General features: G+C 73.6%; 9 protein-coding genes. 3 read left to right on the top strand and 6 right to left on the bottom strand.

Annotation, left to right across the window (positions count from 1 at the left end; all coding sequences use genetic code 11):
• Together QIT00_RS38010 and QIT00_RS38005 are read left to right on the top strand one after the other, a co-directional pair.
• On the top strand, nucleotides 1-1,019 hold a 1,019-nt coding region (locus tag QIT00_RS38010), incomplete at its 5' end, for an XRE family transcriptional regulator (protein ID WP_349017247.1).
• A gap of 20 nt (nucleotides 1,020-1,039) precedes the next feature.
• Nucleotides 1,040-1,621 carry an HD domain-containing protein gene (locus tag QIT00_RS38005; protein ID WP_282540074.1) on the top strand — a complete coding sequence of 194 codons (582 nt, stop codon included), beginning with the start codon at nucleotides 1,040-1,042 and terminating at the stop codon, nucleotides 1,619-1,621.
• A gap of 164 nt (nucleotides 1,622-1,785) precedes the next feature.
• Here QIT00_RS38005 and QIT00_RS38000 read toward each other — a convergent pair whose 3' ends face one another.
• The 6 genes from QIT00_RS38000 to QIT00_RS37975 all read right to left on the bottom strand — a co-directional run bounded on the left by QIT00_RS38000 (nucleotide 1,786) and on the right by QIT00_RS37975 (nucleotide 11,377).
• Nucleotides 1,786-2,997, bottom strand: coding sequence for an NAD(P)/FAD-dependent oxidoreductase (locus QIT00_RS38000; protein ID WP_282540073.1), 1,212 nt, complete (start codon nucleotides 2,995-2,997; stop codon nucleotides 1,786-1,788).
• Entirely contained in the window at nucleotides 2,994-4,403 is a 1,410-nt protein-coding gene (locus tag QIT00_RS37995) for an FAD-dependent oxidoreductase (protein ID WP_282540072.1), read from the bottom strand. The genes QIT00_RS38000 and QIT00_RS37995 overlap by 4 nt, the downstream gene beginning before the upstream one ends.
• Nucleotides 4,404-4,423: 20 nt before the next feature.
• A complete protein-coding gene (locus tag QIT00_RS37990; RefSeq protein ID WP_456316499.1) occupies nucleotides 4,424-6,547 on the bottom strand; it encodes a molybdopterin oxidoreductase family protein in 2,124 nt (707 codons plus the stop codon).
• A gap of 74 nt (nucleotides 6,548-6,621) precedes the next feature.
• On the bottom strand, nucleotides 6,622-7,992 hold the full coding sequence (locus QIT00_RS37985) for a nitrate/nitrite transporter (protein WP_282540071.1): 1,371 nt from the start codon (nucleotides 7,990-7,992) through the stop codon (nucleotides 6,622-6,624).
• Entirely contained in the window at nucleotides 7,992-9,401 is a 1,410-nt protein-coding gene (locus QIT00_RS37980) for a nitrosuccinate lyase (protein ID WP_282540070.1), read from the bottom strand. Before QIT00_RS37980 ends, QIT00_RS37985 begins: the two co-directional genes overlap by 1 nt.
• A complete protein-coding gene (locus QIT00_RS37975) occupies nucleotides 9,398-11,377 on the bottom strand; it encodes an FAD/NAD(P)-binding protein (protein WP_282540069.1) in 1,980 nt (659 codons plus the stop codon). The genes QIT00_RS37980 and QIT00_RS37975 overlap by 4 nt, the downstream gene beginning before the upstream one ends.
• A gap of 441 nt (nucleotides 11,378-11,818) precedes the next feature.
• Here QIT00_RS37975 and wrbA point away from each other — a divergent pair, with 441 nt between their 5' ends.
• Entirely contained in the window at nucleotides 11,819-12,436 is a 618-nt protein-coding gene (gene wrbA, locus QIT00_RS37970) for an NAD(P)H:quinone oxidoreductase (RefSeq protein ID WP_282540068.1), read from the top strand.
• The last annotated feature ends 17 nt before the right edge of the window (nucleotides 12,437-12,453 follow it).

The following is a 12,453-nucleotide window of genomic DNA, read 5'->3' as shown; positions in this document are numbered from 1 at the left end:
CTCAGGTAGGCATGGCCGAGGCGATGGGGGTGAACCTCGACACCTGGCAGGGATGGGAGTCCGGGCGCAGACCGCTCGCCAATGTGAAGGCCGGCACCCTTCTCGAACTGCGCCGCCGACTGCTCGCCTTCGGCGCGGACCCTCACGTCCTCACCCTGCTCGACGCGGCGATGGACGCAGACCGCATCATCAGCGCGACGATCTATGCCGAAGGCGAGCAGTCGGCGGCGCGGCATCCCCTTGCCGATTGGGTCCACACCCGCGACACAGCCCACATGATCGCTTGGGCCTTGAACGGGACCACCCCGCCAGCTCTTGCCGACCGGCCAACCAAGCCTCGGAAAGGGCCAGTTGCCAAGGCGCCGCTGCTGCCCGCTCCTGACCGCGACACGTTCTTCTCGCGCCTCAGAGATACCGCGGACTCAGCCGTGCGCGCGGGCGAGGACGGGATACTCCTCCACCGCCAGGCGCTCTACCTGTGCTCGTACGACCAAACACCAGAAGCGACCTCATGGATGGGTCACGCCCTGCACGCTCGGCGTGACCTCATCGCAGCGCGGGGCTGGACACCTCACTGGGCAGCAGCGCGCTCAACCGCGACTGCCCTGGTGCGCCTCGGTGACAGCCAGCCCTTGTCGGACTTCATCGACCGGGCGATGGTGGACGACGACACGGCAGAGATCGCCAACCTCAACTACTGGGCCTACTGGCTGGGCGCGATCCGGGAACCGCAAGCGGACGACGGCTTCATGCGGGAGCAGCCAACCGACTGGGAGCCCGTACGCCTGATGAGAGGGCTCGTGTCCGGGCTCCACCAGGCACCCGGGTACGTGGACCTGTACGTCCACTCTCTGTGGGCCCTGCTGAAGTCTCACCGATGGCTGCCGCTCGCTGACCCCAGGCTGGCGGGCAGGCTGACCGAGGACACGGACCGGCTGCTCGACCGCGGCGGGATCTCCCATCGATCAAGGCGGGAACTCAGCTCAGTGCATTACGTTCTAGGCGAGAACCGCACGTGACACACCGGAGGACGCATCACATGGCGGACGCAGAGCAGGAGCAGGCGAAGGGCACAGCGGGCTTCCTGCTGGAAATGGGGATGCTGAAGCGAGCCAAGCGGTCCGGCTGGTGGATCGCCGGGGTCAAGGACCCCGAGACGATCGCCGAGCACTCATTCCGCGTGGCGCTCATCGGCTCCGTGCTCGCCATGATGGAGGGGGCTGATCCCGCGAAGACAGCTCTCCTCGGGCTCTGGCACGACACCCAGGAGACCCGGGTCAGCGACATCCCGCACATCGGTCGGCGCTACCTCGAAGCCGCCGGCAACGAGAAGGTCACCGCGGACCAGGTGTCGGCCGCGCACCCGGCGGTGAAGGCCGGGGCACAGCGGATCGTGGCGGAGTACGAGAACGGTGACTCCCTCGAAGTGATCTGCGCGCACGACGCCGACAAGCTTGAGTGCCTGGTTCAGGCCGTCGAATACCGCGAGCAGGGCTGCTCGAACGTCCAGCCGTGGATCGACAGCAGCCTCTCGAAGCTCAAGACGGCCTCCGCCCAGGCCCTCGCCGAGGCCGCGCTGAACATGACCTCGATCGAGTGGCAGCAGACGTACCTCCGCTGAGCCTGACCGTGCGCAGAGCGCCCGCCTCCCCCGGAAGGCGGGCGCTTTCTGTCTGCTCGGGCACTTATCGAACCGGACCGCGCCGGATTCACTGAAGGGATGCGACTCCCGATCCACGACGAGAGCGTATTCAGCTTCCCGAAGGAACGAGCGGAAGAGCTGACCTACAAGGCGGCCCCGAGCAACCCCTCCGGCGCCCCCGGCAACCGATGCCCCAGCAGCGACCGCAGGCGCCCGTAAGAAGACGAGTCGCCCGCCAGAACCCCGCCGAGCAGCGTGTTGCCCGTCGCGTCCAGGACCAGCTTCGCGTAGCGGTCGCCGGCGCCGGAGGTGTGGATGTACTCCATCGCGCCCGCCGTCCGCGCGTGGGCGTCGCCGAAGCTCGCCACCGCCACGCCGAGGAGCTTGAGCTCGGTCGACAGGTCGGGGTCCGAGAGCGGGGCCGGGGTCTCGCCGGTCAGGGTCGACGCGACCGACTCCGCCATCCGGTAGCCCGGCGTGACCAGGCCGAAGCAGCGGCCGTCGACCGCCGCGCACTCGCCGACCGCCCAGATCCGTTCGTCCGCCGTACGGCAGTGCCCGTCCACGTGGAAGCCGCCGCGCTCGCCCGTGTTCAGGCCCGCGTCGGCGGCGAGTTCGTCGCGGGGGCGGACGCCCGTGGAGAACACGACGAGCGAGGTGTCCAGGACCGTGCCGTCGGCCAGGGTGACCGACGACGCCGTGCCGTCCGGGCCCGCGTCCACCGACTTGAGCCCCACCCCGCAGTGCGGCGCCACCCCGAGTTCCGTCACCTGGCGCCCGAGGACCGCGCCGCCGCCCTCGTCCAGCTGCAGCGGCATCAGCCACGGCGCGCCCTCCACCACGTGCGGGCGCATGCCGAGGGCCTGCAGCGCGCCCGCGGCCTCCAGGCCGAGCAGGCCGCCGCCGACGACCACACCCGTACGTCCGGGGCGGGCCGCCGCGCGGATCGCGGCCACGTCGGCGAGGGTGCGGTACACGTGGCAGCCCGGCAGGTCATGGCCCGGTACGGGCGGTACGAAGGGCCGGGAGCCTGCGGCGAGGACCAGGGCGTCGTACCGCACCCGCGCACCGTCCGCGCAGAGCACCTCCCGCGCCTCGCGGTCGATCCGCACCGCACGCGTCGCGAGGCGCAGTTCCACGCCGTCGTCGGACGCGAAGTCCGCGCCGGGCAGGGACAGTTGGGCTTCCGGGGCGCCGCGGGCCCGCTCCGACAGGTGCAGCCGGTCGTACGCGGGGACCGGTTCCTCGGCGAGGACGACCACCCGCCAGGAGCGGTCCCGGTCGCGGGCGCGCAGCTCCCGTACGAACCGGTGGCCGACCATGCCGTGGCCGATCACGACCAGGACGTTGCTCATGCGGACACTGCTTCCTCTCGCCGTACGAACTCCGTGCACCAGCGGCGCAGTTCGTCGCCGCAGCTGCCGCAGCCGGTGCTCGCGCGGGTGGCGGCGGTCAGGGCGGCCGGGGTGCGGGCGCCGGCCTGCCACGCGGCCTCCAGATCGGTGCCGGTGACGTTGCTGCAGTGGCACACCACGACATCGCCGGGCAGCTCCTCGCCCGCGTACTCGGGTGCCGCGCCGAGCAGCAGCGCGAGCCGGTCGGCGGGCACCGGCTCGCCGCGCTGGTAGAGCCGCGCCACCGCCGCGATGGCCCGGTCCAGGCCGAGCAGCACCGCGCCGCACACCCGGTTGTCGCGCAGCGAGAGCCGGGCGTACCGGCCGCGCGCCGCGTCGGCGAGCACCACCGTCTCGTCCGCGCCGTCCGGGGCGCCGAGCCGCACCAGGTCCAACTCCCGCGCGCGCAGGCGCAGTACGGGCCGGGACCGGGCCGGTGGGAAGTCGTCGCCGGTCAGGAGCAGGGCAAGCGTCTCGGCCTGCTCCCAGGCCGTCGTATGGCCGCCGTACGAGCCGGCGGGGCCGGCCGGCCGCGCGCAGTCGCCGATGGCGTGCACGCGCGGGTCGTCGGTGCGCAGCTCGTCGTCGACGAAAACACCGCCGTCCACCGCGAGCCCCGCCGACCTGGCGAGCCCGTCGCGCGGCGCCGCGCCCGTGCACAGCAGCACGTCGTGCGCGGCCACGCAGCGGCCGTCGTCCAGGCGCAGCTTGCCGTCCGCGTAGGCCCGGGCCGTGCGGCCGAGGCACAGGTCGACGTCCAGGGCGCGCAGGCGCGCGGAGAGCAGCTCGCCCGCGCGCGGGTCGAGATGCCGGTCGAGGGGGTACGGGCCGCGGTGCACAAGCGTCACGTCCCGGCCGAGGCGGCGCAGCGCCAGCACCGCCTCGACGGCCAGCGGCCCGCCGCCGACGACGGTCACCGGAGCGGCCCCCGCGAGCGCAGCGGTGTCGTCCAGTGTGCGCAACACCCTTACTCCAGCGGGCAGTTGGCCGTCCGAGCCGTGCAGCCACGGCAGGTCCGGGAGACGCGGCGCGGCGCCGGTCGCGAGGACCAGACGGTCGTACGGATGGCTCCGCCCGTCGTCGGAGTGGACCAGGCGCCGCTCGCGGTCCACCGCCGTGGCCGTCACGCCGAGCAGCAGCCGGACGCCCTCGGGCGCGGCGGGCAGCCGCAGCGCTCCGGACGGCAGCGTCCCGTCGACGACCGACGTCAACAGCGGCCGCTGGTAGGCCGGTTCGGGCTCGGCGCCGAGGACGGTGACCGCGCCGCCGTGGCCGCGGTGGGCCAGGCGTTCCACGAGCCGGTGCGCGGCCGGGCCGTACCCGGCGACCACGATCCGCTCAGCCGTATCCACATCCGCATCCGACATGCTCACCGGTTCCTGAGTGCTCACCGCGCCGCCTCGATCCGTACCGCGCACACCTTGAACTCCGGCATCCTGCTGCGCGGGTCCAGGGCGGCGTGCGTGACCAGGTTGGCGCGCCCCTCGCCAGGAAAGTGGAACGGCACGAACACGGTGTCCGTGCGCAGGCTCGGCTCGTACCGCACCTTCGCGAGGACGGCGCCACGGGCCGAACTCACCCGCGCGAGCTGCCCGTCGGCGAGAGAGGCGCGCGCCGCGGTGTCCGGATGCACCTCGACGTACGGCTCCGGCGCGGCCTCGGTCAGCTCGGCGACGCGGCGGGTCTGCGCGCCCGACTGGTACTGGGCGAGCACCCGGCCCGTCGTCGCGTACAGCGGGAAGTCCGGGCTCGGCAGCTCCGCCGCGTCCCGGTGCTCCACCGCCTGGAAGCGGGCCCGGCCGCCGGGGTGCGCGAAGCCGTCGAGGAACAGCCGCGGCGTGCCCGAACTTCCCTCGGGGCAGGGCCAGTACAGCTCCTCGTCGCGGTCCAGACGCTCGTAGCTGACGCCCGAGTAGTCGGCGGGGCCGCCCGCGGTGGCCGCGCGCAGCTCCTCGAACACCTCGCGCGGGCGGCGCGGATAGCGGGAAGCGGGCTCGCCGAGGCGGACCGCGATCCCGTGCAGCACATCGAGGTCGCCGCGCACGCCGGGCGGCGGGTCGAGCAGCCGGCGCCGTCGCAGGACCCGGCCCTCCAGGTTGGTGAGCGTGCCCTCCTCCTCGGCCCACTGCGTCACCGGCAGCACCACATCGGCCATCCGGGCCGTCTCGGACGGCACGAAGTCGGCGACCACCAGCAGGTCGAGCGCGCCGAGCCGCCGCGCGATCCGGCCCGCGTCCGGCGCCGACACCACCGGGTTGGAGCCGAGGACGAGCAGCGCCCGCGGCCCGTCGTCGGTGCCGAGCGCGTCGAGGAGCTCGTACGCGCTGCGCCCCGGACCCGGCAGCCGCTCCGGGTCCACGCCCCACACCCGCGCCAGGTGCGCGCGGGCCGCCGGGTCGGTCAGGGAGCGGTAGCCGGGCAGCTGGTCGGCCTTCTGGCCCAGCTCGCGCCCGCCCTGCCCGTTGCCCTGCCCGGTGAGGGTGCCGAAGCCGCTGCCCTCGCGGCCGGGCAGGCCGAGGGCGAGGGAGAGGTTGATGAACGCCGCGACCGTGTCGCTGCCCTTGCTGTGCTGCTCGGCGCCGCGCCCGGTGAGCACGTACGCCCGCTCCGCCTCGGCCAGCATCCGTACGGCGGACCGGAGTTCGGACACCGCGACGCCGGTGACGGCCTCGACGCGCTCCGGCCACCAGGTGACGGCGCGCGCCCAGGTCTCGTCGAAGCCCTCGGTGCGCTCGTCCAGGTACGTCTTGTCCAGGTGCCCGTCGGTGACCGCGAGGTGCAGCAGGCCGAGGGCGAGCGCGAGGTCCGTGCCCGGCGTCGGCTGCAGGTGCAGCGCGGCGCGCGCGGCGGTGCGGGTGCGCCGGGGGTCGATGACGATCAGCGAAGCCCGGTCGAGGTGGCGCAGGAGCGGCGGCATGGTCTCGGCCGGGTTGGCGCCGGCGAGCAGCACCACGTCGGCGCGGCCCAGGTCGGTGACCGGGAACGGCAGCCCCCGGTCCACTCCGAACGCGGCGTTCTGCGCGGCGGCCGCCGAGGACATGCAGAAGCGGCCGTTGTAGTCGATCTGGCTCGTGCCGAGCGCGAGGCGGGCGAACTTGCCGAGCGTGTACGCCTTCTCGTTGGTGAGCCCGCCGCCGCCGAACACCGCGAGGGCCTCGGGGCCGTGCTCGTCGCGGATCTCCCGCAGCCGCCGCGCGACCAGGCCGAGCGCCTCGTCCCAGCCGGCCGGGGCGAGCCGTCCGTCGGCGCCGCGCACCAGCGGGGTGGTCAGCCGGTCCGGCACGTCGAGCACGGCGGGTGCGGTCCACCCCTTCTGGCACAGGCCGCCCTGGTTCACGGGGAAGTCCGGGTCGGGGGAGACGGACACGGAGCCGCCGCCGCTGCCGGGGCCGTCGGTCCGGCCGAGCAGCGTGCCGCACTGCAGGGCGCAGTACGGGCAGTGCGTCCTCGTGCCCGCGGGGGAGGTCTCGGACACGGCCGCATCCGTGGCCGCGGGGGAGGTCTCGGACACGGCCGCATCCGTGGCCGCGGGGGAGGTCTCGGACACGGCCGCAGCCGTGCCCGCAGGGGAGGTCTCGGACACGGTCACACCCGCCCCGCCGTCTTCGGCCGCACCGGCTCCACACCGGTCACGGCGGGCTCCTCGCGGCGGCGCAGATACACCGCCCAGGTGACAGCCAGGCACACCGCGTAGTAGCCGAGGAACACGGCGAACGCGACGCTGCCCGATCCGGAGGACCCGTACGCCGTGCGGAACGCCAGGTTGATGGCGACACCGCCGAGCGCGCCGACCGCGCCCGCGATCCCGATCAGCGCCCCGGAGAGCCTGCGCGACCGGGCGAACGCCGCGGCGGCGTCCTCGCCCGAGGAGATCGCGCGCTCCGCCTCCCGGGTGTGCACGGCGGGGATCATCTTGTACGTCGACCCGTTGCCGATGCCGCCGAGTACGAAGAGGACCGTGAACGCCGCCACGAACCACGGGAACGAGCCCGTGACCGACGCGGCGAGCAGCCCGGCCGTACCGGCCGCCATGGCCGCGAAGTTGACGAACGTGACCCGCGCCCCGCCCCACCGGTCGGCCAGCTTGCCGCCCACCGGACGGGACAGCGAACCGAGCAGCGGGCCGAGGAACGTGTACGAGGCCGCCTGCAGCGCGCTCGCCCCGAACTCGCTCTGCAGCACCAGGCCGAAAGCGAAGCCGTACCCGATGAACGAGCCGAACGTGCCGATGTAGAGCAGCGAGATCCACCAGGTGTGCCGGTGCCGGGCGGCCTCCCGCAGCGCCCCCGGCTCCCTGGGCAGCGCCGGCAGGTTGTCCATGCGCAGCGCCGCGCCCAGGGAGACGAGCACGATCAGCGGCAGGTACACGGCCGCCACGTACGAGGGATGAGCGTCCCCGGCCGTTGCGATCACGAGCAGGCCGAGCAGCTGCACCACGGCCACACCGAGGTTGCCGCCGCCCGCGTTGAGGCCGAGCGCCCAGCCCTGGTGGCGTTGCGGATAGAAGGCGGTGATGTTCGTCATCGACGAGGCGAAGTTGCCGCCGCCGACGCCCCCGAGGGCCCCGATGAGGAGGAACACCCACAGCGGCGTCTGGGGCCGCTGCACGAAGTACGTCGCGAGCCCGGCCGGCACGAGCAGCACCGCCGAGGCGAACACCGTCCAGTTGCGGCCGCCGAACCGCGCGACGGCCGCGCTGTACGGGAGCCTGAGCAGCGCGCCGACCAGCGTCGGCACCACCACGAGCAGGAACTTCTCGGACGCCGTGAAGGTGAAGCCGATGTCCGGTGACATGAAGAGCACCAGGACCGACCAGAGGCTCCACACCGAGAACCCGACGTGCTCCGAGAGCACCGAAAGGACCAGGTTGCGGCGGGCCGTGAACCGTCCCTCGCGCTGCCAGAAGACCTCGTCCTCGGGGTCCCAGTGCGTGATCCCTTGCTTGTTCCGTATCATCACGCCGCCTCGCGTTCCAGGGCCCGGTCGACCAGGTGGTGTGCCCCGCCGGTGTAGCGCACCGGGTCGCACAGCTCCACCAACTCCCTTGCCTTGAACCGCCCTTGGAGCCCGGGGGACGCGGCGAGCGCGACCGCGAGGGGCTGCCCGGTGCGCTGCGCCTCCCGCGCGGCGTCGGTGAGCAGCTGCTGCGCGGCCGCCTTGCCGAGCTCCGGGGTGAGGACGGCGGCGATCCGCTCCGACACCAGCTGACTTCCGGTCAGCTCCAGGTTGGCCCGCATCCGCTCCGGCCGTACGACCAGGCCCCGGGCCAGCTCGACGGCGGTGTGCGCGGCGCCGCCCGCGAGCCGCAGGCACTCGCGAAGCAGCAGCCACTCGGCGTGCCACACCCCGCCGGAACGCTCGTCCTCGGTGGTCAGGCACTGCGTCAACGCCCCTGCGAGCGCCGGTACTTGAAGGGCCGCCGCGCGCATCAGGGTGGCGAGCACCGGGTTGCGCTTGTGCGGCATCGCGGAGGAACTGCCGCGCCCGGCGGCCGTCGGCTCGGTGACCTCGCCGACCTCCGTACGGGCCAGCGACTGCACGTCGACGGCGATCTTGCCGAGCGCCCCGGCCGTGAACGCCAGGGCCGCCGCGAGGTCCGCCATCGGGGTGCGCAGCGCGTGCCACGGCAGCACCGGCCTGGCCAGGCCCGTCTCGGCGGCGAACGCGTCGACGAGCTGGTCCAGACAGGCCTCCCGGTCGAGCACGCCGTCGTCGTCGACGGGCGCGTCCAGCGCCGCGTACTCCAGATATCCGGCGAGTGTCCCGGCGGCGCCGCCGATCGACACCGGCAGGCCGCCCTCGACGAGCCGGTCGATGCGCTCGGCGGCGTCCAGGACCAGCGACCGCCAGCCCGCCGCCTTGAGCCCGAACGTCGTCGGCACCGCGTGCAGGGCCAGGGTGCGCCCGGCCGCCGGTGTGTCGCGATGGGTGCGGGCCAACTCGCCGAGCGCGTCGGCGACTTGGGCCAGGTCGGCGCGGAGGATCCGCAGGGCGCGGGCGGCGACCAGCATGGCGCCCGTGTCGAACACGTCCTGGCTGGTGGAGCCCCGGTGCACATACTCCGCCGCCGCCGGGTCCGACTGCGCGACCCGGGCCGTCAGCGCCTGCACCAGGCCCACCACGGGGTTGGCGGTCTCCCGCGAGGCGAGCGCGAGCTCCCGTACGCCGAAGTCCTCGGCCCGCGCCACCTCGGTGATCAGGTCCGCGACGTCCTTCGGCACCGTGCCGAGCCGTGCCTGCGCGCGGGCGAGAGCGGCCTCGGCGTCGAGCATGCCCTGCAGCCACGCCTCGTCGGACACGGCCGCTTCGACCGGAGTCCCGGCCCGCACCGGTGCCAGGAGTCCCGAATCCGAGGGCCCGCTCATACGATCACCCCGGGCAGCTCCGCGTCCGACACCGTCGGCCGCACCCCGGCCGGCACGCGCGCCACCGGCGGCAGGGAGAGCGCCGCGCGGGCGATCGCGTCGGAGTCCCCGAGCGTCACCGAGTCCACGCCCGGCCGGATCCCGGCGGCCGTGACCCAGTGCACCGACTCGGTCGGCACGCCGTACGCGAACCGCCGCGGATGCGCCTGCCCCTTCCCGTCGACCAGGCGGTACGGCCGCTCCGTGACCGCGAGCCCACCCGTCTCGTACGTCGTGCCGAGGGCGCCGTCGACGCGGTACGGGGCCGCCTGGTCGGTGTTGAGCAGGTGCTGGAGCAGCGGGTCGGCGGTGCGGCGCAGGTCGGGCTCGGGCAGCCGCGCCTCGATCAGGACCGACGCCGGGATCGGCTCGCCCGGCACGGACGCCGACTCGGCGACGAACCGCGGTGCGGTCGGGTCGACCCGCACCTGTGTGCCGGGGCCGGTCAGCGTGAGCACCCCGGCCTCGATCAGCGCGGCCATCTCCTCGATCCGGGAGGCGGGCGGGCCGATCGACAGGAACGCGTTCAGCGGCGTGTACCAGCCCTCCAGGTCGTCGCGGTGCGAGTCGCCGTCGAGGCCGCCGTGGTCGACGGCGAGGCGGATCTCGTTGCGCAGGTCGCGCAGCACGTCGAGGGCGGCCTTCAGCGGGCCGGTGACATTGCCCTGCCGGGCGGCGCGCACGTCGTCGGCGAGATGGCCGAGCAGCCACCGCGCGAAGTCGTCGCGGTCGGTGAACTCCCGCTCCCCATACGGCCGCGACAGCTTCTCCCAGTCCCAGCGGACCTCCTCCTCGAAGCCGAACTCGGCGAGCAGACCCGGGAGGTCGCCGTCCGGGTCCAGGGCCAGATAGAGCTCGGTGAACTCCTCACGGGCGTGGTCCTGGCCGCGCTGGGCGAGCAGCGCGCCGTAGTAGACGCTCTCCACCTCGCGCGCGATCAGCGGCCACAGGTCCTCGGTGAACGACACCCCGCCGCCCAGCGTGCCGCGGCTCCGCAGCCGCCGGATGAAGTCCGGCGTGAGCAGCCTCGGGAAGTAACGCCCGTGCGGGCCCTTCTCGTTGTCGCCGCGCGCGTGGTACGGGATGCCGCGCCGGGAGAACGCGTACAGCTTCGGCTCCTGCCCCGACGCGCGGTACGTCAGCTTCCCGGCCTCGCGTACGAAGGTGCCGCCGCGGCCCGCCGTGAACAGGGCCATGTAGTCGAAGAAGTTGAGGCCGAGCCCGCGAAGCAGCACGTTCTGGCCCGGGAGGATCCCGGCGAGGTCCACGTCGGCGGGGTTGACTGGCGTGATGTACGTCAGGTGGTGGATGCGGGCCAGGGCGGCCGCGCGCTCCTCGCGCGCCGAGAGCCGGGCCGGCACGTGTCCAAGGGCCAGGACCACGCCGTCGAGCCGGTTGAGCCGGGTGCCGTCCTCCAGGCGCACGCCCTGTGGGCCGCCGGGCACGCCGTGCACGTCGGACATCGCCACCGCCCGCGAGCTGTGCACCCGTACCGTCACATGCTCGGGCGCGCGCTCGACCAGACGCTGGAAGCAGTCGTGCAGGTACTCGCCGTAGAGGGCCCGCGTGGGGTACGAGTCGGGGCCGAGGGCGCGTGCCTCGCGCAGCGTCGCCGGGCCGTAGTCGCCGAAGGAGGCGAGCAGCGCCAGGGACTGGGCCCACTCGTACAGGCTCGGGCCGCCCTCGATCGGCCCGTCGATGCGCGACGAGGCGTCGGTGAAGACGGTGATCTGGGAGGCCACGGTGTTCATCAGGAGCTGCCGTGACTGGTCGGCGCGCCACACCGCACCCGCACCCGGCGCATGGGGGTCGACCACATGCACCGTCACCGCCTCGTGCCGCCGCCCCTCGCGCTCGTTGGCCAACAGCCTTTCGAGGACGGAGAGTCCACGCGGACCGGCTCCGACTATGCACAGTTCGACATGACTACGACTCACGCGGACTCTCCGTTTCGTATCCGGTGTGCGCCTCCTGGATCCCGTGTCTCCGGCTCCGGTCGGCAACTGGATCCCGTGTCTCCGGCTCCGGTCGGCACTGACCGGGCCGCGGCGCCTTCAGGGCCGCGCAGGTGCGGGCCGCGCCGCAGGGCGGGCTGGTGGGAGGGGCTTCAGGGGAGAGCCTGCTGAGGGGCCGGTATGCCGGTCAAAGGTGTGCCGGAGCGTCCGTCAAGTCGCCCGGCCCACCGCTGCGCCGCACCCCGGCACAGCGCAACGGCCGCAACGGATCCGGGCCCGCGAACGGCCCCGCCACGACCTGACGGATTCAGGAAACGGGCTTTGTCGGGCGTCCGCGCCGTCCCCAGGATGAGGCCATCTGCCGCTGCCGGAGTCGTGCCCCGCGCCGCGGCCGTCGTCCACCACCGAGGGAGCTCGCTCACCATGACCAACGTCGCCGTCATCTACTACTCGTCCACCGGTAACGTGCACCGCCTCGCCGAGGCCGCTGCCGCGTCCGCCGAGAAGGCCGGCGCTGACGTGCGGCTCCGCAAGGTCGTCGAGCTGGCGCCGGAGTCGGCCATCGCGTCGAACGAGGGCTGGGCCGCGCACGCCGCCGCCACCCGTGACATCCCCGAGGCCACCCTGGCCGACGTCGAGTGGGCCGACGTCATCCTCTTCGGCACCCCGACCCGCTTCGGCCTCCCGGCCGCCCAGCTCAAGCAGTTCCTCGACACCACCGGCGGCCTGTGGTTCCAGGGCAAGCTGGTCAACAAGGTGGTCTCGTCGTTCGCCTCCACCTCCAGCACCCACGGTGGCCAGGAGAGCACGATCCTCGCCCTGAACAACACCTTCTACCACTGGGGCGCGATCATCGTCCCGCCCGGCTTCGCTGACCCGGTCCAGTTCGAGCAGGCCAACGGCAACCCGTACGGCGCCAGCAGCGTCTCGGACAACCAGGCCGGCAACGTCCACCCGGACAACCTGGCCGCGATCGAGTTCCAGGCCCGCCGCGCCACCGCCATCGCGACCGCCCTGCAGCGCGGGCTCGCGCAGGCCTGACCGCCGCCGCGCCCGGG

The sequence above is a fragment of the Streptomyces luteolus genome, from assembly GCF_029968015.1.
GTDB lineage: Bacteria > Actinomycetota > Actinomycetes > Streptomycetales > Streptomycetaceae > Streptomyces > Streptomyces luteolus.
The sequence above is the reverse complement of the archived record's forward strand: the minus strand, read 5'-3'. Positions and strand labels throughout refer to the sequence as shown.